Here is a 22727-nt window from a genome sequence, read left to right as displayed (position 1 = left end):
GACGCATCATGATCCCGTTGCCGCTGGCCAGGATCGCCGAGATCACCTCGGGTGCCCTCGCGGGCATGGCCGACCCACGCGCGGTGGTGCGCGGCCCGGTCGTCACCGACTCCCGCGCCGTCGAACCGGGGTCGCTGTTCGTCGCGATCAAGGGCGAACGGGTCGACGGGCACGACTTCGCGGCCCAGGCCGTCGCGGCCGGGGCGGTCGCCGTGCTGGCCTCCCGGCCCGTCGACGCCCCCGCGGTCATCGTCGGTGACACTGTGGCCGCCATGACGGGCCTGGCCGCCGCCGTCTGCGCGGCCCTGCCGGCGACCACGGTCATCGGCGTCACCGGTTCCGCGGGCAAGACCACCACCAAGGACCTGCTGGCCAGGCTCACCGCCAGGATCGGCCCGACGGTCGCCACGGCCGGTTCGTTCAACAACGAGATCGGCCACCCGCTGACCGTGCTGAAGTCCGGCGAGGACACCCGCTACCTGGTGCTGGAACTCGGCGCGAGGAACGCGGGGCACATCGCCCACCTGGCCCGCGTCGCCCCGCCGAGGATCGGCGTGGTCCTCAACGTCGGCACCGCCCACCTGGGCGTCTTCGGCGGCAAGGAGGAGATCGCCAGGGCCAAGGGCGAGCTGGTCGAGGCGCTGCCCGCCGAAGGCGTGGCCGTGCTCAACGCCGACGACCCGCTGGTGGCCGCGATGGCCGGGCGCACCGGCGCCCGCGTCACCTGGTACGGCCGGGGCGAGGGCGCGACCGTGCGGGCCGAGAACGTGACCGTCGACGAGCGGGGACGCGCCTCCTTCACGCTGCGCACCCCCTCGGGCGCCGCCCCGGTCGTGCTCCGCCTGTACGGCGAGCACGCGGTGGAGAACGCGCTGGCCGCCGCCGCGGCCGCCTACGAGCTCGGCCTGCCGGTCGCCACCATCGCCGAGGAGCTGTCGGAGGCCGAGCCCCGCAGCCGCTGGCGGATGGAGGTCACCGACCGCGCGGACGGCGTGACCGTCATCAACGACGCCTACAACGCCAACCCCGACTCGATGCGGGCCGCCTTCGGCGCCCTGGACGCGCTCGCGGGCGAGCGCCGCCGCTTCGCGGTCATCGCCGCCCTGCGCGAGCTGGGCGACGAGAGCGCCGCGCTCAACGAGGGGCTGGGACGCCTGGCCGGGGGCGCGGGCCTCACGGGCCTGTTCGTCGTCGGCCCCGACGCGGACCCGGTCCTGGCCGGGGCCGGAGCCGCCGTACGGGCCGCGAGCCGCGTACCGGTGGGGGCGCCCGCCGGAGCGGCGCGCGGGGAGGGGGGACCGCCCGGCGGGCCGCCCGGCACCGGCGGGGGCGCCCGCCTCTCGCCCGTCGCCGCGTTCGGGGAGACCTCAGGGGCGGACGGCGGGGTGCCGGTCGCCACCCGGATCTCGCACGCCGCCGACGCGGCCCAGGCGGGCGCGGAGCTGTCGGCGCTGCTCGCCCCCGGCGACGTCGTACTGATCAAGGGACCGCGCGCCGCGGGCCTGGAGCGCGTGGCCGCGGCGCTGCTCGGGGGTGACCGCCGATGAGGGAGATCCTCGTCGCGGCGGTGGTCAGCCTGCTGCTGTCCATGCTGGGCACGCCGCTGGCGATCCGCCTGTTCTCCCGGCGCGGCTACGGGCAGAGCATCCGGGAGGAGGGACCCTCCGGCCACCACGACAAGCGCGGCACCCCCACCATGGGCGGCACCGTGATCGTGATCGCCGCGCTGGTCGGCTTCGCCTGCGCCCACCTGTACAGCTTCACGCCCCCCACGGTCTCCGCCGTCCTGGTGCTGTTCCTGATGACGGGACTGGGCGCGGTCGGCTTCCTCGACGACTTCATCAAGATCTACAAGCAGCGCAGCCTCGGCCTGCGCAGCGGCGCCAAGGCGCTGGGCCAGCTCATCGTCGGCGCGGTCTTCGCGGTCCTGGTGACCCGTTTCCCCGACGGCTACCTGGTCACCCCGGCCGAGACGCGCCTGTCGTTCCTGAGGGACTTCGGCCCATCCATCGGCCTCATCGGGTTCACCATCTGGGTGCTGATCATGATCGTCGGCTTCTCCAACGCGGTGAACCTCACCGACGGCCTCGACGGCCTGGCCAGCGGCGCCACCGGCGTGGTGCTGGCCTCGTACGTGCTGATCGGCAACTGGCAGCTGCGCAACAGCTGCGCCACCCAGCTCGGGCCCAACTGCTACTGGGTCCGCGACCCGCTGGACCTGGCCGTGGTCGCCGCCGCGGTGCTCGGCGCGCTCGTCGGGTTCCTGTGGTGGAACGCCCCGCCCGCGAAGATCTTCATGGGCGACACCGGCTCGCTCGCCCTGGGCGGCGTGCTCGCCGGGCTGGCCATCACCACCAGGACCCAGCTCCTGCTGATCATCCTCGCCGGGATGTGCGTGCTCATCACCATGTCGGTGATCATCCAGGTCGGCTTCTTCAAGATGACCGGGAAACGGGTCTTCAGGATGGCCCCGCTCCAGCACCACTTCGAGCTGAAGGGCTGGGCGGAGACGACCATCGTGGTCCGCTTCTGGCTGATCGCCGCCCTGTGCGCCGCCGCCGGGCTGGGGATCTTCTACGTGGAATGGATGCCCAGGCTGTGAGCGTACGGACGAGCGCGGCCGGGGAGGGCGCGTGATCTGCGTCGCGGGCCTGGGCGTCTCGGGCACGGCCGTCGCCCGCGCGATGGCCGGGCGCGGCGAGAAGGTGGTCGTCCTGGAGGGCAGGGACGACGAGCGGGCCAGGGCGGTCGCCGGGGAGCTGGCCGCCCTCGGCGTCGAGGTCCGCTTCGGCGAGCCCGCCGAGCCTCCCCCGGGCACCTCCCTGATCGTCACCACCGGCTGGCCGCCGCACCACCCGCTGCTCGCCGCCGCTGCGGCGGCCGGGATCGAGGTGATCGGCGAGGTCGAGCTGGCCTGGCGGCTCCGCCCCGAGGGGGCCGCCCCCTGGCTGGCGCTCACCGGCACCAACGGCAAGACCACCGCGGTGCGCATGCTCACCGCGATGCTCTCGGCCGCGGGCCACCGGGCGCTCGCCGTCGGCAACGTCGGCACCCCGGTGGTGGAGGCCGTCACCGGGCCCGCGGACGTGCTCGCGGTGGAGCTGTCCAGCTTCCAGCTGCACCGCTCGCCCAGCATCGCCCCGTACGCGGCCGCGGTGCTCAACGTGGCGCCCGACCACCTCGACTGGCACGGCTCCATGGAGGAGTACGCCCGCGTCAAGGGGGAGATCTTCGCCAGGGCCGGGACCGTCGTGCACAACGCCGACGACGAGTGGGCGGCCCGCCTCGCCGCGCTGTACGAGAGCGCGGCCGGGCGCGGCGGCGCGGTGCGGAGCGTGGGCTTCACCCTCAAGGTGCCCAGGCCCGGCCAGATCGGCGTGGTCGAGGACCTGCTGGTGGACCGGGCGTTCGTGGCCGATCCGGTGGGCAACGCCGAGGAGCTCGCCGCGTTCGCCGACATCCGCCCGTTCGCGCCGCACAACGTGGCCAACGCGCTCGCCGCCGCGGCCCTGGCCAGGGCCTACGGGGTGCCCGCCGCCGCCGTCCGCGAGGGACTGCTGGCCTTCGTGCCCGACCCCCACCGGATCGCGCACGTGGCCAGGGTCGCCGAGGTCGACTACGTGGACGACTCCAAGGCCACCAACCCGCACGCCGCCGCCGCCTCGCTGGCCGCCTACCCGTCGATCGTCTGGGTCGCCGGGGGACAGCTCAAGGGCGCCGACGTCGGCGAGCTGGTCCGCCGCGCCGCGCCCCGGCTGCGCGGCGCGGTGCTCCTGGGCGCCGACCGCGGGCGAATTCGCGAGGCTCTGGCGCGACACGCCGGGAATGTTCCGGTGGTGGAGGTGGCGGGGCAAGACACTGGGGTCATGGACCGCGTCGTCACCGAAGCCGCCAGGCTCGCCGCCCCCGGAGACACCGTGCTGCTGGCCCCGGCCGGCGCCTCTCTGGACATGTTCGCCGGTTACCCCGCCCGAGGGGAGGCGTTCGCCCGAGCCGTACACCGTCTCGCCGAGGGGCACGACGGGGGAGCGGCGTGAGCGCGACCACCCACAAGGGCGCGCCCGTCCGGGAGGGGGCGCCCGCGCGCCCGGGCGGGTTCCGCGAGCACCTGCTTGCCTTCCGCGAGCTGCTCAACCGGCCGCTGACCTCGTACTACCTGATCCTGGGGTGTAGCGCGCTGCTGCTCACCCTCGGCCTGATGATGGTGCTGTCGGCCTCCAGCATCGAGGCGCTGCAGGAGATGGGCGACCCCTTCTACTGGTTCTTCAAGCAGTCGATCTCGGCCGCGCTGGGCCTGCCGCTGATGTGGATCTGCGCGCAGCTGCCGCCGAGGTTCTTCAGGCTCGCCGGCCTGCCGCTGATGGCGCTGTCGATCCTCGGCCTGGTGGTCGTGCTGTTCGTCGGCACCTCCCAGCTCGGCGCCCAGCGCTGGATCGACCTCGGCCCCATCTACCTGCAGCCGTCCGAGCCCGCCAAGCTCGGGCTGATGCTCTGGGGCGCCGACCTGCTGGCCCGCAAGGCGCGCAACGGCATGATCGAGTGGCGCAGCCTGTTCATCCCGCTGATGCCGGGTACCGCCATCCTGGCCGTCATGGTCATGCTGGGCAGCGACCTCGGTACCACGCTGGTGCTGATGCTGATCTTCCTGTCGCTGCTGTGGGTGGTGGGGGCGCCGCTGAAGCTGTTCGGCGGGATCCTCGCGGTGGCGGTGCTCGCGACCATCGTCATGATCAGCACGGAGGGATACCGCTCGGCGCGGATCGCGGGATGGCTCGACCCGTGGGGCAACGCCCAGGGATCGGGCTTCCAGGCCGTACAGGGACAGATCGCCATCGGCAGCGGCGGCTGGTTCGGGCTGGGCCTGGGCTCCAGCAGGCAGAAGTGGAGCTGGATCCCGCACGCCGAGAGCGACTTCATCTTCTCCATCCTCGGCGAGGAGCTCGGCCTGATGGGCACGCTCGTCGTGGTGGCCCTGTTCGGGCTGCTGGGCTACGCGGGGCTGCGGGTGGCCACCCGGGTCAAGGACCCGTTCGTCCGGCTCGCCTCCGCCGCCGCGATCGCCTGGATCGCGGGCCAGGCGATCGTCAACATCGGCGCGGTCATCGGCGTGCTGCCCATCACCGGCATCCCGTTGCCGCTGGTCTCCTACGGCGGATCGGCCCTGCTGCCCACCCTCGCCGCCCTCGGCATGCTCCTGTCGTTCGCCAAGCACGAACCCGGCGCCCGCGAGGCTCTCGCGGCCCATGGCCCCGGACCGGTGGCGCGGGGCCTAAGCTGGCTTGGCCTGGGTGGTCCGGCCGGTAGACGACGGCCGGGCCGCGGAAGACGATAAGCGAAAGGACCGACATGAGGGTGGTCCTCGCCGGCGGCGGGACGGCCGGTCATATCGAACCGGCGCTCGCTCTGGCCGACGCGTTGCGCCAACTCGACCCGAACATCGGGATCACCTGCCTCGGTACGGAACGCGGCCTGGAGACCAGGCTGGTGCCCGCCCGGGGATACGAGCTGCAGCTGGTGCCCGCGGTGCCGCTGCCCCGGGCGCTGACGCCCCAGCTCCTGAGCGTGCCCGGCCGCCTGGCGGGCGCCATCAACGCGGCGGCCGGCATCATGGACCGGGTCCAGGCCGACGTCCTGGTCGGCTTCGGCGGCTACGTGGCCACCCCCGCCTACCTGGCGGCGCGACGGCGCAACGTGCCGATCGTGATCCACGAGGCCAACCCGCGACCCGGCCTGGCCAACCGGCTGGGCGCGCGCCTCACCGAGCACGTGTTCACCGGCCACCCCGACACCCCGCTGAACCGCGCCGAGCACATCGGGATCCCCCTCCGCCGCGAGATCGTCAACCTGGATCGGCTGTCCATGGGCGACAAGGCCAGGTCCTGGTTCGGCCTGGAGGCCGACCTGCCCACGCTGCTGGTCACCGGCGGCTCCCAGGGGGCCCGCTCGCTCAACCGGGCGGCCCTGGCCGCCGCCCCCGCGCTGCGCAGGGCCGGGGTGCAGGTGCTGCACGTCATCGGCCCGAAGAACACCCTGGAGGAGGAGCCGCCGCCGGGCGACCCGCAGTACGTCGTGCTGCAGTACGTCGACCGGATGGACCTGGCCTACGCGGCGGCCGACTTCGCCCTGTGCCGCAGCGGCGCGATGACCTGCGCCGAGCTGACGGCCGTGGGCCTGCCCGCCGCGTACATCCCGCTGCCGCACGGCAACGGCGAGCAGCGGCTCAACGCCACCCCGATCGTGCAGGGCGGCGGCGGCCTGATGGTCGACGACGCGGAGCTGACGGCGGAGTGGATCATCCACAGCGTGCTGCCCATCCTGTCCGACCCCGAGCGCGTGGTCAGCATGTCCGAGGCCGCCTCCAGGATGGGCAGGAAGGACGCCGACGTGACGCTGGCGCGCAGGGTGCTGGGGATCGCGGCGCAGGGGAGGGGCTGAATGAGCGCGGAACGAGCGCCGGGGGGATCCGGGGCCCCGGGAGACGGACGACGGCCGGACGCGGCGCGGACGCGCCCGCACGGCGGACAACGAGGAGGGGTGAGCGGCCGATGAGCCTGGTCAAGCTGGTGGATCCGGTCGCGGCCGGAGACCTGGGGCGGGTCCACTTCATCGGGATCGGCGGTTCCGGGATGTCCGGGATCGCGCGCATCCTGCTCAAGCGGGGAGTGCCGGTCTCCGGCAGCGACGCGCGGGGCTCGGACATGGTGACGGAGCTGCGGGACCTGGGGGCCAGGGTCAACATCGGCCACGCCGCCTCACACGTCAAGCACGTCGACACCGTCGTGGTCTCCACCGCGATCCGCGACTCCAACCCCGAGCTGGGCGAGGCGCTCCGCCAGGGCCTGCGGGTCATCCCCAGGGCCGCGGCGCTCGCCTCCGTCATGGCGGGCAAGACCGGCGTCGCGCTGGCCGGCACCCACGGCAAGACCACCACGACCTCGATGCTCACCGTGGCGCTGCAGAAGTGCGGCGCCGACCCGTCATACTGCGTGGGCGGGCAGCTGGTGACGACGGGCCTGGGCGCCGACGAGGGCTCGGGCGGGGTGTTCGTCGCCGAGGCCGACGAGAGCGACGGCTCCTTCCTGATGCTGGCCCCCGACATCGCCGTGGTGACCAACGTCGAGCCCGACCACCTGGACAACTACGGCGACCCGCGGGCGGTCCACGACAGTTTCGCCCGGTTCGTCGAGCGCGTCACCGCCACCATGGTCGTCTGCGCCGACGACCCCGGCTCCGCCGCGCTGATCCCGATCGCCCGCGCCCGCGGCCTGAAGGTGATCACGTACGGTGAGGTGGAGGGCGCCGACCTGCGGGTGAGCGGGATCGTCCCCGAGGGGCTGGGCATCACCTTCACGATCGCGGGGCGCGGGGAGGTCAGGCTCGCGGTGCCGGGCCGCCACAACGCGCTCAACGCCGCCTCCGCCATCGCCGTGGCGGAGGAGCTGGGCGTCTCCTTCGACGAGATCCGCGACGGCCTGGCGGCCTTCACCGGCGCCAAGCGCCGCTTCGAGGCCAAGGGCGAGGCGGGCGGGGTGGCGGTCTTCGACAGCTACGCCCACCACCCGACCGAGCTCGCCGCCGACCTGCGCGCCGCGCGCGACGTGGTGGCGTCCTTCTCGGGCGACGGCAGGGTCATCGCGGTCTTCCAGCCGCACCTGTACTCACGCACGAGGTTCTTCGCCGACGAGTTCGGCACCGCGCTCGGGCTGGCCGACGAGGCCATCGTCCTGGACGTCTACGGAGCCCGCGAGGACCCCGAGCCCGGCGTGTCGGGGGCGCTGGTGGCGGGAAAGGTGCCGCTGCCCGCGGAGCGGGTGGCCTACGCCCCCCACCGCGACAGCGTGCCCGCCCTGGTGGCGGGCCGGGCCAGACCCGGTGACATCGTCCTGACCATGGGCGCGGGCGACGTGACGGAGCTGGGCCCCAGGATCGTGGCGGAGCTGGCCGCGCGGTGACCCACGTCGGCGGGCGCGGGTCGCCGGAGGGGGAGTGGCGATGAACGGGGTGTGGCGGTCGGCCTTCCTGGCCCTGCTCACCGTGGGGGTGGTGGGCATCGCCGCGTGGCTGGTGTTCTTCTCCCCGGTGCTCGGGGTGCGGGAGATCCAGGTGGCGGGCAACGCGGGCCTGTCCGCCGAGCAGATCCGGCGGGCGGCGGAGGTGGCCGCGGGCAAGCCCCTCGCCACCGTCGACGTGACCGAGGTCGAGGGCAGGATCGGCAAGATCCCGCAGGTCGAGTCCGTGACGGTCAGCCGCGCCTGGCCGGGCACCCTGCGCGTCGAGGTCGTGGAGCGCGAGCCGGTGGCGGTGGTGCCGGTCGGCGACAGGTCCGCGCTGATGGACCGCCACGGGATGGTCACCGAGCTGAGGAACGTCGCGCCCCCGGCGCTGCCCGTGCTGCGGGTGTCCCGTCCCGGCCCGGCGGATCCGGCGACCGCGGCGGCGCTCAACGTCATCACCGCGCTGCCGCAGAATCTCGCCCGCCGGGTCGCGGAGGTGCTCGCGCCGTCGGCGGAGACGGTCTCGCTGCGCCTCAAGGACGGCCGCGCGGTCGTGTGGGGCGGCGGTGACCGCCCCGCCGACAAGGCGCGGATCCTTGTTACGCTGCTCAAGCGTCCGGCCGACACCTATGACGTCAGTTCGCCTGACGTCGTGACGGTTAAGTGATCTCATCGGATGGCGGGCGTTCCCGGAAAAGGACGGCCCGCGACACGCTGGACACGCTTGCGGCGCGGTTAGTTGACCCGCCAGGAGCGCAACTCCTACTGTCCGTATCACTCCTCAGGTTGACATAAAGCTAAATCTCAACTTGAGGGTGAGGGTTTTGGAAACGACGGCACGGGCCCCGTGCCGCATGAAATTGCAAGTCAACGAGCGGAAAGGCCCCTCGTCGTGGCAGCACCGCAGAACTACCTCGCGGTCATCAAGGTTGTAGGAATCGGCGGAGGCGGAGTCAACGCCGTCAACCGGATGATCGAGGAGGGACTCAAGGGCGTCGAGTTCATCGCCATCAATACCGACGCCCAGGCGCTGCTGATGAGTGACGCCGACGTCAAGCTCGACGTCGGGCGCGAACTCACCCGCGGCCTCGGCGCGGGAGCCAACCCCGAAGTCGGGCGCAAGGCGGCCGAGGACCACCGCGAGGAGATCGAGGAGGTCCTCAAGGGGGCCGACATGGTTTTCGTCACGGCGGGTGAGGGCGGTGGCACGGGCACCGGCGGCGCCCCGGTGGTGGCCAACATCGCCCGTACGCTGGGCGCGCTGACCATCGGTGTCGTGACCCGGCCCTTCAGCTTCGAGGGACGGCGCAGGGCGATGCAGGCCGACGCCGGCATCGAGACCCTCCGCGAGGAGGTCGACACCCTCATCGTGATCCCGAACGACCGGCTGCTGTCGATCTCCGACCGGCAGGTGAGCGTGCTGGACGCCTTCAAGGCGGCCGACCAGGTGCTGCTCTCCGGTGTCCAGGGCATCACCGACCTGATCACCACGCCCGGCCTGATCAACCTCGACTTCGCCGACGTGAAGTCGGTCATGTCCGGGGCGGGCTCCGCCCTGATGGGCATCGGCCATGCCCGCGGCGACGACCGCTCGGTCGCGGCGGCCGAGATGGCCGTCTCCAGCCCGCTGCTGGAGGCCAGCATCGACGGCGCGCACGGCGTGCTGCTGTCGATCGCGGGCGGCTCCGACCTCGGCCTGTTCGAGATCAACGAGGCGGCCCAGCTCGTCTCCACCGCCGCCGCGCCGGACGCCAACATCATCTTCGGTACGGTCATCGACGACGCCCTCGGCGACGAGGTGCGCGTCACCGTGATCGCGGCCGGGTTCGACGAGCCCGCTCCCGAGCCCAAGCCGCTCCCGCAGCCGGCCGCGCGCACGCAGCCCGTCTCGCGCCCGGCCGCGCCCTCGGCGGCGGCCCCGGTCCGCCCGCTGGCGCCCACGGTCAAGGCCGAGCCCCGCCCCGAGCCCAGGGTGGAGCACGCGCCGCCCCCGCCGATGCGGCCGGTCGCCACCCCGCAGCCCGCGCAGGCGGAGCCCGCGCCCCAGCCGCAGCAGATCTACCCGGTCCACCAGGCGCAGTCCCCGGCGGAGCACGCCGAGCCGCACCGGGTGGAGGAGCAGCACTCCCCGCCGTTGTCGATCCCGCGTCCGGCTCCCGAGCCCTCGCAGCCGACGCCGATCTCCGCCAGGGCCGCCGACCCGGCCCGGCGCCGACCGGTGATCTTCGAGGAGCAGGAAGAGGAGCTGGACGTCCCCGACTTCCTGAAGTGACATCTCTCACGGTGGGGGCGGCGACGGACCGCCCGGCCGTGCCGGGAAGAATGGGCCCGCCGGTTTGCCAGTGTCCGAGCGGCGGAGATGTGACGGAAACAACACGACGTGATGAGATAGCGGCCGGGCTGGCCCGGGTCGAGGCGGAGATCGCCCAGGCCTGCCGGGCCGCCGGCCGTCACCGCGAGGAGCTGACGCTCATCGCGGTGAGCAAGACCTACCCCGCCTCCGACGTGCGGATCCTGGCCGGGCTCGGGATCACCGACGTCGGGGAGAACCGCGACCAGGAGGCCTCGGCCAAGGCGCGCGAGTGCGCCGGTCTCTACCTCCGCTGGCACTTCGTCGGCCAGCTGCAGACCAACAAGGCCCGCTCGGTGGTCGGGTACGCGGACGTCGTCCACTCGGTCGACCGCCCGCGCCTGGTCACCGCGCTCAGCCGGGCGGCGCTCGAAGCGGGACGCCCGATCACCTGCCTGGTGCAGGTCGCGCTCGACGGCGACCCCGCGCGGGGCGGCGCGCGGCCCGGGGAGGTGGAGGCCCTGGCCGACGCGGTCGCCGGAGCCGAGGGGCTTGAGCTGGGCGGGGTGATGGCGGTCGCGCCGCTGGGGGAGGAGCCGGGCAGGGCGTTCGCGAGGTTGCGGGAGATCGCGGGGTCCGTCCGGAAGGCGCACCCGGGCGCCGGTGTCATCTCGGCGGGGATGAGCGGGGACATATCCCAGGCGATCGCCAACGGCGCGACACACCTGCGTGTCGGTACGGCGTTGCTCGGTCGCAGGAAGCCCTTCGTCAGGTAATGTCCCTTCAAGTGGACCTTGGCGTCCGCGTACCCGGACAGCGGTCGAACGGTGGTGAGCTCAGGGCGGTCGGGCTGGCCCCTGGGGCACATCTGAAGTAAGACGGAGGAAGAAGTAGCGATGGCCGGCGCGATGCGCAAGATGGCGGTCTACCTCGGTCTTGTTGAGGACGACCGCTACGAGAGATACGACAGCTACCCCGACGACGAGTACGAGGAGTTCGACGACGCGCGCCGGGAGGGCGACGAACGCCCTGGCACGGTCCACGACCTCCAGGACGACACCGACCCAGGCGTCCCCGCTCCGAGGCCCGCGACGGCCCTTCTGGAGCGCCGTACGACCGATCTGGCGCGCATCACCACCCTTCACCCTCGTACGTACAACGAGGCGCGGACCATCGGTGAGCACTTCCGCGACGGGACCCCGGTCATCATGAACCTGACCGAGATGGTTGACAGTGACGCCAAGCGGCTGGTCGATTTCGCGGCAGGTCTGGTCTTTGGCCTACACGGCAGCATCGAACGTGTTACCAACAAGGTGTTCCTGTTGTCCCCAGCCAATGTCGAGGTGACCGCCGAGGACAAGGCCCGAATCGCGGAACGCGGATTCTTCAACCAGAGCTAGAGTTCCACCATGAACAGTGACCGGCCCGACAGTTCCCGACGGGACAGAGGACGGCAGAGCGGAGTGGAGGCGGGCACGGACCGTGGGGATCGTTAGCGGGATCTTGGTCTTCGTCCTGTCCATCTATCTCGTCCTGCTGATCGGCAGAATGATCTTCGAGACGGTGCAGGCGTTCGCACGTCAGTGGCGCCCCACCGGCATCGTCCTGGTGCTGGCGGAAGCCGTATACACGGTGACCGACCCACCTCTCAAGTTCCTCCGCCGTTTCATTCCACCACTCCGGTTGGGTACGGTGGCCTTTGACCTAAGCTTCACAGTGCTGTTCATTGTGGTCTTGGTCTTGATCCAACTCGTGTCCGCGCTTCGTTGATCGGGTACCGTCCCCACGGACAGACTCCAAGCGCGCCAAGGAGACCGAAATGCCGCTGACACCCGCCGATGTGCGGAACAAGCAATTCAGTACGACCCGACTCAGGCCGGGTTACGACGAGGAAGAGGTAGACGCCTTCCTCGATGAGGTCGAGTCCGAGTTGGACCGTCTCATTCAGGAGAACGAGGAGCTCCGCGCCAAGCTCGCGGAGTGCCTGCGGGGCAAGGTCCCCGGTGGTATGGGCATGGCCATGGCGCCCGCCCCCATCGCCGAGCCCAAGCCCGAGATGATGATGCAGCAGCCGGAGCCCATGCGCGCTCCCGAGCCGGTGCAGCATCAGCAGCCCGTTCCCGTCGGGATGGGAATGCCTCCGGCCGAGGACAACATGGACACCGCGGCCCGCGTCCTCGCCCTCGCGCAGCAGACCGCCGACCAGGCCATCGCCGACGCCCGCCGGGAGGCGGACGAGACGGTGACCCGGGCACGTCGCGAGGCCGACGACATTCTCGGCAAGGCACGCCGCCAGGCCGAGCAGGTCATCGGTGACGCGCGCGCACGGGCGGAGACGCTGGAGCGCGACGCGCAGGAGCGGCACCGTCAGGCCATGGGCTCCCTGGTGCAGACCCGCGACGAGCTTGAGCGCAAGGTCGAGGAGCTGCGCAGCTTCGAGCGCGAGTATCGCAGCCGTCTGAAGCTGTATCTGGAGAACCAGCTCGCCGAGCTGAACGTGGCCGCCGAAGGCAGCGGTGGGTTCCCGATCGTGAGCGGGCCTCCGGCCATGTCCCACGCGGTGGCCCAGGGCGGTCAGCCGACCCTCCAGAGCGCGCCCAACCCGTTCGGCGGCGATCCCTCGCAGCATTCAGGCGCCTTCCAGGGCGTTGACGGTCCTCACAACGACCGCCGCTAAGGTGTCGGGTCATCCCCTTGACCCGCATCCGGGAGTCTCTCTGTGATCCTTATCAGCGCCGGTTTGGTACTCACGGCCATCGTCCTGCTCATCGCGGGGTTCGTGCTGGCCAAGCCATTCCTGGTCATGTGGTCGATCGCGGTCAGCGTGCTGTCCGCAGTCTTCCTGGTGATCGGGGCGTTGTTGCGCCGCCACGAGTTGTTCCCCGGCGGGGACGCCGGGGCCTCTCAGCCCCTTCCCCCGAAGGGACCCATGCCGGCGAAGGGGCCGATGCCGGCCGGGCCGCTGCCCGCGCCGCACGGCATGCCGAACCAGCCTCCCGCGCCACAGCAGATGATGGTGCGGCACGGGATGCAACAGGCGCCCGCCGCCCCGGCCCAGCCGCGACGTGGCCCGGTGGCCGTCCCGGCCACCGCCGCCGCGGTGGCGAGGCGGGGTGCCCTGGCCCCCGAGGCGATCGTGCTGGTCATCCCCGGCCGCAAGCGCTATCACGTCGCGGGATGCCGCCAGCTGGCCAACAGGGAGCATGAGGAGCTCACCCACGAGGAGGCGCTGGAGGAGGGCTTCACGCCCTGCACCACGTGCCTGCCCGCCGACTCCGCCTCCGTGCCCCAGTCGCGGGAGACACCGCCCGGGGTACGCGGTCCCGACGAGTCGCTGACCGTATCCCGGGAGTCCGGCTCTCCCACCGGTGCCCGCGAGCCGGGCCCGCACGAGGCCACCGCCCGCTTCACCTCCCCGTACCAGCCCGCGCGGCCCACGGCCCCGTCCGGCGGGCAGCAGGCCCCCGGGGCACGGCCCGAGTCCCAGCGGCCCGACGAGTCCCAGCGGCCCGAACCTCAGCCCGGATCCTCACGGTCCGAATCCCAGAGGTCTGAATCCCAGAGGTCCGAGGCCCGGCGACCTGAGTCTCAGCGGCCCGAATCCTCTCGGCCCGAATCTTCGCGATCCGAATCCTCGCGGTCCGGGGCCGAGGCTTCGCAGACCAGGGCTGAGTCTCCTGCGTCCCCGACGTCCCCGGTGTCCTCGGCCGCCGGGCGCGACGCCGCGTCCGCCAGGCCGGAAACCTCCGCGACGAGGCGCGAGAGCACCGCGTCCCGCCAGGAGGCCGCGTCCCAGCAGGAGACCCGGCGCTCCCCGCAGGAGCCCGTCGTCCCGGTCGCCCGGCCCTACGTCCACTCTCCCGAGCCGCAGGCCCGGCCCCAGGAGCCCGCGAGCCCCCCGGCCCGCCCGGCGGAGCAGCCGACCCGTCCGGCGATCCAGCTGCCGAAGATCCCCGAGATCCCGCACGCCGCGTCCGAGGCCACCAGCTGGTTCAGCCGCGACGTGGTCGCGCAGGAGAGCCCGGAGACCTCCGCGGGGTCCGCGGACACCTCCGCCAAGCCCGATCCCGCGAAGGCCGAACCCAAGGCCAAGCCCGCCAAGCCTGCCAAGGACGCCGAGACCGGGCAGGCCGCCTCAGGCGCCCCCGCCTCCGCCGGGACGTCCGCCACGGCCGCTTCCGCGAGCCGGGCCGAGGCGCCCGAGCCCGCCGAGCCGGACACCACCGTGGTCGCGTCCGCGAAGCCCGGGGCCACCGGGCCCGAGCGCGCCGAGGCCGAGCCCACCAGGCCCGCCACGACCAAGCCCGCGAGGCCCGCGAAGGCAGAGCCAGCCGGGAGCGGATCTGCCGAGGCCGGGTCCGCGAAGGCAGAGCCAGCCGGAGGGAAGACCGACGCCGTCTCCGGCGGCAAGGGCTCCTCCGCGGAAGCGGAGACCACGACCGCCGGGCGGGACGACGCCTCCCCGGGGCCTTCGGGTTCCTCCGGGCGAGAGACCCCCGCCACGAGCGGTACCCCCGAACCGGTGGAGCCGGTCGAGACCGCACCCGGGCGCGCCGGGCGGCAGGTAGCGGCCGACTCCACCTCCGCGAAACCCGAGACGGCCTCGACCAGTGTGACGTCCGAGGCCGTCGTGTCCGAGGGGGCCGCCACCGGCTCCTCACGTGATGACCGTGACGCCCCCGGTGGCTCCGATGACCGCGGTGACGACACCTCTCCGCGTGGCATCCCCGTCGTCAAGGACGGGCCGCGTCCCGCGACCCAGGAGCGCGAGGCGGGCGGCGAGACGGTCACGGTCATCGTCGGCACCCGCCGTTTCCACGATTCCGACTGCCCTCTCGTCAAGGGCGCCAGCGTGGGCGGCAGCGGCATCGAGACCATGCCCCGGGCCGAGGCCGAGAAGGCGGGCCTGAGCAACTGCCCGATCTGCCGCCAGGACCGCCGTACGTGAGCTGACCGAGGGGCCGGTCCTTCCGGGTCTTCGCGCGCCGCGCTCGCTATCGTGGTGAAGCCGTCAGGATCGCCAGACGTGGGCTGACCGGCCGGGCTTGTCCTCGTGGTGAAGCCGTCAGGACCGCCGTACGTGAGCTGACCGAGGGGCCGGTCCTTCCGGACCTTTGCGTGCCGCGCTTGTCGTCGTGGTGAAAACGGCCGGGGCCCCGGGGAGATTCTCCCCGGGGCCCCGGCCGGTCTTCTCGGTCCGGTCGGAGTCCGGTCAGACCGTCGTCGTGCGGCGGAGCTGGAAGGTCAGGCTAAGCTCCGCGTCGCTGTGGGCGGGGACGTCGTCGGCGCCGCCCTCGGTGAGGGAGACGGCGAGGACCTCGTCGGCCACCGTCCGGCCCTGGGTCCGCAGGGCCTCGGCCAGGTCGGCGTCGCCGGTGGACCACCACACGTCGATCCGGTCGGTGATCGCCAGGCCGGTGGACTTGCGGGTGTCCTGGAGCAGGCGGATGACGTCGCGGATCAGGCCCGAGCGGCGCAGCTCGTCGGTGATGGTCAGGTCGAGGGCGATCGTCTCACCGGCTCCGGCCTCCACCGCCCAGCCGGACCTCGGCTGCTCGGTGACGATCACGTCGTCGGCGCCGAGCTCCACGGTGCCCAGCTCGCCCGCCTCCACCGGGACCGGCGAGCCGGTACGGAGCGCGCGGGCGAGCTCGGCGGGGTCGGCGGCGGTGACGGCCGAGGCGACCAGCTTGGTCTGGGAGCCGAACCGCTTGCCCAGCGCCCGGAAGTTGGGCTTCACGGTGAAGGACACCAGGTCGGCCCCGATCCCGGACAGGTCCTCCAGGTCCTTCACGTTGAGCTCGTCGGCGATCAGTTCGCGCAGCTCCGGGGAGAGCGCGGCCCAGCCGGGGGCGCCGACCAGGGCGCGGCCGAGCGGCTGGCGGGTCTTGACCCCGCTGGAGGCGCGGGCCGAGCGGCCCAGCTCCACCAGGCGGCGGACCAGGGCCATCCGCTCGGACAGCTCCGGGTCCAGCAGCTCGCCGTTGGCCTCGGGCCAGGTGGCCAGGTGGACCGAGGAGGGGGCGCCGCTGTCGCGGAGCACGTCCCAGACGTAGTCGGTGGTGAACGGCACCACCGGCGCCATCAGCCGGGTGACGGTCTCCAGGCACTCGTACAGCGTGGCGAACGCCGCGGGGTCGCCGGTCCAGAAGCGGCGGCGGGAGCGGCGCACGTACCAGTTGGACAGGTCGTCGAGGAACTCGGCGAGGCGCCGTCCGACGCGGGCGGTGTCGAAGACGTCCAGCGACGCGGTGACCTCGGCCACGGTCCGGTGCAGCTCGGCGAGGGCCCAGCGGTCGATCAGCGGGCGCTCGTCGTAGGCGGGCGCCTCGGAGAGCCGGGACGGCGACCAGGACTCGGTGTTGGCGTACAGGGTGAAGAACGACGTGGTGTTCCAGTACGTGAGCAGGACCTTGCGGACGATCTCCTCCAGGGCGCCGTGTCCCACCCTGCGGGCCGCCCAGGGCGAGCCGGAGCAGGCCATGTACCAGCGCAGCGCGTCGGCGCCGTGCTGGTCCATCAGCGGCATCGGCTTGAGCACGTTGCCCAGGTGCTTGCTCATCTTGCGGCCGTCCTCGGCCAGGATCAGGCCCAGGCAGAGCACGTTCTCGTACGAGGACCTGCCGAAGACGAGCGTGCCGACGGCCATCAGCGAGTAGAACCAGCCGCGGGTCTGGTCGGTGGCCTCGCAGATGAACTGCGCGGGGTAGGCCTTCTCCAGCATCTCCTCGTTGAGGTACGGGGCGCCCCACTGGGCGAACGGCATCGAGCCGGAGTCGTACCAGGCGTCGATCACGTCGGGCACCCGGCGCGCCTCCTCGCCGCAGGTGGGGCAGGGCAGCGTGACGTCGTCGACGTAGGGGCGGTGCGGGTCGAGGGCGGAGACGTCCTGCCCGGACAGGCGGCCCAGCTCGTCCAGCGAGCCGACGCAGGTGACGTGCGACTCGTCGGCCGTGCAGACCCACAGGGGCAGCGGGGTGCCCCAGTAGCGCGAGCGCGACAGCGACCAGTCGACGTTGTTGCGCAGCCACTCGCCGAACCGGCCCCACTTGATCGTCTCGGGGTACCAGCTGGTCTTCTCGTTCTCGGCGAGGAGCTGGTCCTTGATCGCGGTGGTGCGGATGTACCAGGCGGGGAGGGCGTAGTAGAGCAGCGCGGTGTGGCAGCGCCAGCAGTGCGGGTAGCTGTGCTCGAAGTGGCTGCCCCGGTAGAGCAGGCCGCGCTCGCGCAGGTCGGCCGTGAGCCCCTCGTCGGCGTCCTTGAAGAACCGGCCGCCGACCTGGGGCACGCTGTCGAGGAACCGGCCGTCGGGGCCGATCGGGTTGACCACGGGCAGCCCGTACCGCTTGCAGGTCGTCATGTCGTCGGCGCCGAAGGCGGGCGCCTGGTGGACCAGGCCGGTGCCGTCCTCGGTGGTGACGTAGTAGCCGAGCACCACGTAGTGCGCGCCGGGGATGTCGACCAGGTCGAACGGGCGCGTGTAGGTGGTGTGCTCCAGGTCGGCGCCCTGGAAGGCGGCCAGCACCTCGGCGTCCTCGCCCAGCGCGGAGGCCAGCAGCGGCTCGGCCACCACCAGGACCTCGTCGGACCCGGCGGGGCGCGCCGCGACGTAGGTCACGTCCGGGTGCACGGCCACGGCGGTGTTGGAGACCAGCGTCCACGGCGTGGTGGTCCAGATCAGCAGCGAGGCGCCGAGGTCGGCCAGCGGTCCCGAGGTCGCGGGCATGCGGACGTAGACCGACGGGCTGGTGACGGTCTCGTAGCCGCCCGGCTGGCCCAGCTCGTGGTCGGACAGGCCGGTGCCGCAGCGGGGGCAGTACGGGGTGATGCGGAAGTCACGGGTCAGGAGATCCTTGTCGAAGATGACCTTGAGCGACCACCAGACGGACTCCACGTAGGCCGGGTCCATCGTGCGGTAGGCCTGGGACAGGTCGATCCAGTAGCCCATCCGCTCGGTCATCTCCTCGAAGGCGTCCACGTGCTTCAGCACGGACTCGCGGCACCGGTCGTTGAACTCGGCGATGCCGTACGCCTCGATCTCCTTCTTGCCGGAGAGGCCGAGCTCCTTCTCGACGGCGACCTCGACGGGCAGGCCGTGGCAGTCCCAGCCCGCCTTGCGGGGGACGTTGAAGCCCCGCATCGACTTGTAGCGGGGGAAGAGGTCCTTGAAGACGCGGGCCTCGACGTGGTGGACGCCGGGCATGCCGTTGGCGGTGGGCGGACCCTCGTAGAAGACCCAGTTGGGACCGCCGGCGTTCTGCTCGACCGAGCGCTCGAAGATCTTGCCGTCCCGCCAGCGGTCGAGCACCTCGTGCTCAAGCGCGGGAAGATCGACCTGCGCGGGAAGAGAACGGAAATAGGCGGACATAATGGGTTGGACCTCCACGCTGGAAACGGCTGTGGCGTGGAGGGACGAGGCCATCGGGCCCCGCGGTACCACCCTCCTTGGCCTTCGCGAGAACGCGGAAGGCCCTCTTCCTTCGGTCTGCTGCCGGGTCTACTGGGCCGCCGCGGGCCTGTGTCGGGTCGTCGCGGCCGTTCTTCCGGCGGCTCCGGGGTGATCGTGCCTCCGCGTCTCGCCCCGGGCTCGCACCGTCCCCGGGTCGCTCGTGCGAGGGGGTGCGGAGGTTGCTGTCCCCATCAACGCCGTGCAGGCTCAAACGATAACGCACCCGCCTCCCGGAAGCTTCCCCGTATTGAGGTCCGCTGGGCGGAATCAGGGGGAAGCGACCGGATGTTACGGGAGTGGTAAACATTGCGGCGGGTCGTTTGCCGTTCTGTTATGGGAGACCTAAGCTGCCCGCACCGTTTACCACATTGGAGACGGTCCATCGAGCAAGGAGGCCGCCATGGCCGCGACCGTGCGCGCAGACAACAGCGCGGTGGCGCCGTCCCAGGACGGCACCGTCGTCACCTGGTCGGCCGAGGAGCTCAAGGAGGTCCGCGGGAAACTGGCCACGGAGATCCGCGAGCTCACCGAGGAGATCGCCAAAGCCGAGACGGAGATCGCGTCGAGCGACGTCACCGACGGGGCGGGCGACGACCAGGCCGACGCCGGAGCCCGGACGTATGAACGCGAGCGCGAAATCGCCCTTACCCTGAACTCGCGCGACCTGGTCGCGCAGAACGAGCGAGCGATCGCCCGGATCGACGCGGGGACCTACGGAGTGTGCGAATCGTGCCATCAGCCGATCGGAAAGGAGCGCCTTCAGGCGTTTCCGAGGGCGACGCTGTGCGTGGCCTGCAAGCAGCGGGAGGAGCGCCGCTGACCGGCGACACCACCGAGGAGGGGGCGGCTCCGGCCGCCCCGCTCCCGAGGCGGCGGCGGATCGCCGTCCTCGCGACGATCGTCCCCATCGTCTACGCCCTCGACCTGGCCACGAAGACCCTCGTGCTGAGGACCCTGGAGGGCAGGGACCCGCTCGTGATCATCCCGGACCTCCTCCAGTTCCGGGTAATCTTCAACTCGGGGGCCGCCTTCAATCTCGGCGCCGGGATGACGATCGTCTTCACCTGCGTGGCGGCCGTCGTCGTGGTGGCGATCCTGCGTACCGCGCGCAACCTGCGCAGCCTGCCCTGGGCGGTCACGCTGAGCCTGCTGCTCGGCGGGGCGCTCGGCAACCTCACCGACCGGATCTTCCGCTGGCCCTCGGGCTTCGGCCCCGGCAGGCCCTCGCCGTTCCAGGGGCACGTGGTCGACTTCATCGAGACCTTCCCGGGCCACTTCCCGGTCTGGAACGTCGCCGACTCGGCGATCGTCTGCGGAGGCATCCTGGCGGTTCTCCTCGCCTGGCGGGGCTACCAGATCGACGGCACGCGCGACACGGGAGCCACGAAGGACACGAAGGAAACGAAGGAGAACAACAATGGCTGACCGGCGAAGCCTCCCCGTCCCCGACGGGCTGGAGGGCGAGCGCCTCGACGCCGCCCTGTCACGCCTGTTCGGCCTCTCCCGGACGCGCGCGGCCGAGCTGATCGTCTCCGGCGACGTGCTGGTGGACGGCTCGACCGCGATCAAGTCCGACCGGGTCCACGGCGGCGCGTGGCTGGAGGTCACCCTCCCGCCGCCGCCCACCACGCCGATGCCGGTGGCCGAGCCCGTGCCCGGCATGAACATCGTGTACGAGGACGACGACATCGTCGTCGTCAACAAGCCCATCGGCGTGGCCGCCCACCCGACCACCGGCTGGACCGGTCCCACCGTGATCGGCGGCCTGCTGGGCACCGGCCACCGGGTGTCCACCAGCGGCGCGGCCGAGCGCCAGGGCATCGTGCACAGGCTGGACGCCAACACCACCGGCGCGATGGTCGTCGCCAAGAGCGAGCACGCCTACTCCCACCTGAAGCGGGCCTTCAAGGAGCGTACGGTCGACAAGCGCTACCACGCGCTGGTCCAGGGCCACCCCGACCCGCACCGAGGCACCGTGGACGCGCCGATCGACCGCCACCCCGTCGGGGACGGCCGCTGGGCGGTCGTGTCCGGGGGCAAGGACTCGATCACCCACTACGACACGATCGAGGCGTTCCGGGCGGCGTCACTGCTGGACATCAAGCTGGAGACGGGCCGGACCCACCAGATCCGGGTCCACATGTCGGCACTGCGCCACCCGTGCGTCGGCGACATGCTGTACGGGGCCGACCCCACCCTGGCCGCGCGCCTGGGGGTGAGCCGGCAGTGGCTGCACGCGGTCTCCCTGGCCTTCGAGCACCCCTCCAGCGGCGAGTGGGTCTCCTTCAGCACCGCCTACCCCGACGACCTGGCCCGCGCCCTGGAGATCGTCGCCGCCGAGTCCTAGCACCGGCGCGGTCGCCCGGTTCCCCGGGGGTCCTCGGGGGGCTTCTCGGGGCTTCCTGGCCTCAGGTCCTTCCGGTCCTTCCGGTTTTTCTCAGGAGTCGCCGAGCGCGGCCGTCCCGGCGTTGGGGTCGACCTGGTCGGGTGAGTCGCCCTGCTGGCCCTCGCCCGGGGCGTTGTCCTGGCCCGAGCCCTCCTCGGCCCCGTCGCCCTCGCCCTGCCCCTCGTCCGGTCCCGGGTCGGCGGGGTTCTCCTCGGGCTCCTCGGAGGGGGCCTGGGACGGCTTACCCGAGGGCTTCTCCGACGGTTCGGCGGTCGGTTCGCCCGTCGGCCTCTCCCGCGGGGTGGGGTCGCCGTTCCCCGACCTCTCGGGGGCCGGGCGGCCGGAGTTTCCGCCCCCGTTCCCGGTGGGGTCGTTCCGCGCGGGTACCTTCGCCTGCTCGGGCTCGCCCGAGGGCTTCCTCTCCTTGGGCGCCACGCTCGAAGAGGTCGGCGGATCCTGGGGCACCTGGGGCGGGGAGTTGAGGGCGACCCACGCCATCCCTCCCGCGGTCGCGGCGATGGCGATGGCCGCCGCGACCAGGGCCGCCATCGCCGGGCGCCGCCGCCCCCGGGGGGCGGGCTCCGGGACCGGCTCGGGGAACACGGGGGGCAGGGGAGGCATGGCCCCGGCCGGGGTGGTGGGGGCGCCCTCCGGGCCCGGCACCCCGGCCACCACGGGAACCGCCGTGGACGGCCCGGCCTGCGTCTCGCCCGGCACCCCCACGGGCAGCTCGATGGGCATGGTCGGCTGCGGGGCGGTGCCGTTCACCAGCGAGGTCAGGTGGATCTGCACCTCGCGGGCGGACATGCGCCGCGCGGGATCCTTGTGCAGCAGGCCGAAGATCACCGGGGCGAGCGGCCCGGCGAACCGCATCGGTGACGGCTCCTGGTGCATGACGGCGCTGAGCGTCGCCAGCGGGTGGGCCCGCTCGAAGGGGGAGCGTCCCTCGACCGCCACGTGGAGCGTCACGCCGAGCGACCACAGGTCGGAGGCGAACTCGGCCGGTCCGCCGCTCGCCCGCTCCGGCGCGATGAACGCCGGGGTGCCGATGAGCGAGCCGGTCCTGGTGATCGACGAGTCACCCTCCAGGACGGCGATGCCGAAGTCGGTGAGCACGGCCCGCCCGTCCCTGGCGAGCAGCACGTTGTCCGGCTTCACGTCGCGGTGCAGGACGCCCGCCTGGTGGGCGGCGAGCAGCGCGCCCAGCACCTCCAGCCCGATCCGCGCCACCCGCATCGGCGGCAGCGGCCCGTCCTCCCTGACCACCGCGCCGAGCGTGCGGGAGTCGACGAGCTGCATGACGATCCAGGGACGCCCCTGCTCCTCGATCACGTCGTAGACCGTCGCCACCCCGGGGTGGCCGATCCGCCCGGCGGCGCGGGCCTCCCTGAGGGTCCGTACGGTGAAGACCTCGCGCTCGGGGTCGGTGAGGTCGGGGGAGGGGATGACCTCCTTGATCGCCACCTCGCGGCCCAGGACCTCGTCCCGCGCGCGCCAGACCGTTCCCATGCCTCCTCGGCCGATGCGTTCGAGCAGGCGGTAGCGGGCTCCGATGATTCCCTGAGAATCGGTCATGTGGTGGCGAGTACCCCGGATTTACGCTGGCAT

18 protein-coding genes are annotated in these 22727 nt (G+C 72.4%); 16 read left to right on the top strand and 2 right to left on the bottom strand.

Going from position 1 to position 22727, the window contains the following annotated elements; genetic code table 11:
• The first annotated feature begins 8 nt into the window (after positions 1 to 8).
• The 13 genes from ACW9TB_RS08025 (at position 9) to ACW9TB_RS07965 (ending at position 15232) form a co-directional block, all read left to right on the top strand.
• On the top strand, positions 9 to 1547 hold the full coding sequence (locus tag ACW9TB_RS08025; protein WP_472747292.1) for a UDP-N-acetylmuramoyl-tripeptide--D-alanyl-D-alanine ligase: 1539 nt from the start codon (positions 9 to 11) through the stop codon (positions 1545 to 1547).
• Positions 1544 to 2602, top strand: a complete 1059-nt coding sequence (gene mraY / locus ACW9TB_RS08020; RefSeq protein ID WP_472747291.1) for a phospho-N-acetylmuramoyl-pentapeptide-transferase — start codon at positions 1544 to 1546, stop codon at positions 2600 to 2602. The genes ACW9TB_RS08025 and mraY overlap by 4 nt, the downstream gene beginning before the upstream one ends.
• A 31-nt stretch (positions 2603 to 2633) precedes the next feature.
• Positions 2634 to 4037, top strand: coding sequence for a UDP-N-acetylmuramoyl-L-alanine--D-glutamate ligase (gene murD, locus ACW9TB_RS08015; RefSeq protein ID WP_472747290.1), 1404 nt, complete (start codon positions 2634 to 2636; stop codon positions 4035 to 4037).
• Positions 4034 to 5332 carry a putative lipid II flippase FtsW gene (ftsW, locus tag ACW9TB_RS08010; RefSeq protein WP_472747289.1) on the top strand — a complete coding sequence of 433 codons (1299 nt, stop codon included), beginning with the start codon at positions 4034 to 4036 and terminating at the stop codon, positions 5330 to 5332. The genes murD and ftsW overlap by 4 nt, the downstream gene beginning before the upstream one ends.
• 14 nt (positions 5333 to 5346) lie before the next feature.
• A complete protein-coding gene (gene murG, locus ACW9TB_RS08005; protein ID WP_472747288.1) occupies positions 5347 to 6435 on the top strand; it encodes an undecaprenyldiphospho-muramoylpentapeptide beta-N-acetylglucosaminyltransferase in 1089 nt (362 codons plus the stop codon).
• Between the two features lie 110 nt (positions 6436 to 6545).
• A complete protein-coding gene (gene murC / locus ACW9TB_RS08000) occupies positions 6546 to 7952 on the top strand; it encodes a UDP-N-acetylmuramate--L-alanine ligase (RefSeq protein ID WP_472747287.1) in 1407 nt (468 codons plus the stop codon).
• A 40-nt stretch (positions 7953 to 7992) separates the two neighbouring features.
• Positions 7993 to 8661: a cell division protein FtsQ/DivIB gene (locus ACW9TB_RS07995; RefSeq protein ID WP_472747286.1), complete on the top strand. Its 669-nt coding sequence runs from the start codon at positions 7993 to 7995 to the stop codon at positions 8659 to 8661.
• Between the two features lie 225 nt (positions 8662 to 8886).
• A complete protein-coding gene (ftsZ, locus tag ACW9TB_RS07990; protein ID WP_472747285.1) occupies positions 8887 to 10266 on the top strand; it encodes a cell division protein FtsZ in 1380 nt (459 codons plus the stop codon).
• An 89-nt stretch (positions 10267 to 10355) separates the two neighbouring features.
• Positions 10356 to 11060 (top strand): YggS family pyridoxal phosphate-dependent enzyme, encoded by a 705-nt coding sequence (locus ACW9TB_RS07985; RefSeq protein ID WP_472747284.1) that lies wholly within the window; start codon positions 10356 to 10358, stop codon positions 11058 to 11060.
• 120 nt (positions 11061 to 11180) lie between these two features.
• Positions 11181 to 11684 (top strand): cell division protein SepF, encoded by a 504-nt coding sequence (locus tag ACW9TB_RS07980; protein WP_329093101.1) that lies wholly within the window; start codon positions 11181 to 11183, stop codon positions 11682 to 11684.
• 82 nt (positions 11685 to 11766) lie between these two features.
• Positions 11767 to 12054: a YggT family protein gene (locus ACW9TB_RS07975; protein WP_030909817.1), complete on the top strand. Its 288-nt coding sequence runs from the start codon at positions 11767 to 11769 to the stop codon at positions 12052 to 12054.
• Between the two features lie 49 nt (positions 12055 to 12103).
• Complete coding sequence (locus ACW9TB_RS07970; RefSeq protein WP_350973933.1) at positions 12104 to 12961, top strand: DivIVA domain-containing protein; 858 nt, start codon at positions 12104 to 12106, stop codon at positions 12959 to 12961.
• A 42-nt stretch (positions 12962 to 13003) separates the two neighbouring features.
• A complete protein-coding gene (locus tag ACW9TB_RS07965; RefSeq protein WP_472747283.1) occupies positions 13004 to 15232 on the top strand; it encodes a DNA polymerase III subunit gamma/tau domain-containing protein in 2229 nt (742 codons plus the stop codon).
• A 264-nt stretch (positions 15233 to 15496) separates the two neighbouring features.
• On the opposite strand, the gene ileS is transcribed toward ACW9TB_RS07965, so the two are convergent.
• Positions 15497 to 18652: an isoleucine--tRNA ligase gene (gene ileS / locus ACW9TB_RS07960; RefSeq protein WP_472747282.1), complete on the bottom strand. Its 3156-nt coding sequence runs from the start codon at positions 18650 to 18652 to the stop codon at positions 15497 to 15499.
• Positions 18653 to 19133: 481 nt separating this feature from the next.
• Between ileS and ACW9TB_RS07955 the strand changes: the two genes are divergently transcribed.
• Genes ACW9TB_RS07955 through ACW9TB_RS07945 form a run of 3 tightly spaced genes read left to right on the top strand, consistent with a single transcriptional unit; the run spans position 19134 to position 21080 of the window.
• Positions 19134 to 19553 carry a TraR/DksA family transcriptional regulator gene (locus ACW9TB_RS07955; protein WP_472747281.1) on the top strand — a complete coding sequence of 140 codons (420 nt, stop codon included), beginning with the start codon at positions 19134 to 19136 and terminating at the stop codon, positions 19551 to 19553.
• Entirely contained in the window at positions 19517 to 20158 is a 642-nt protein-coding gene (locus tag ACW9TB_RS07950; protein ID WP_472747280.1) for a signal peptidase II, read from the top strand. Before ACW9TB_RS07955 ends, ACW9TB_RS07950 begins: the two co-directional genes overlap by 37 nt.
• Positions 20151 to 21080: an RluA family pseudouridine synthase gene (locus tag ACW9TB_RS07945; RefSeq protein ID WP_472747279.1), complete on the top strand. Its 930-nt coding sequence runs from the start codon at positions 20151 to 20153 to the stop codon at positions 21078 to 21080. Before ACW9TB_RS07950 ends, ACW9TB_RS07945 begins: the two co-directional genes overlap by 8 nt.
• Before the next feature lie 90 nt (positions 21081 to 21170).
• Here ACW9TB_RS07945 and ACW9TB_RS07940 read toward each other — a convergent pair whose 3' ends face one another.
• Positions 21171 to 22694, bottom strand: coding sequence for a serine/threonine-protein kinase (locus ACW9TB_RS07940; protein WP_472747278.1), 1524 nt, complete (start codon positions 22692 to 22694; stop codon positions 21171 to 21173).
• Between the last annotated feature and the right edge of the window lie 33 nt (positions 22695 to 22727).

Source organism: Streptosporangium sp. H13245, assembly GCF_055690525.1.
Note: the sequence above shows the minus strand (reverse complement) of the source record. Positions and strands in the feature narration are given on the sequence as shown.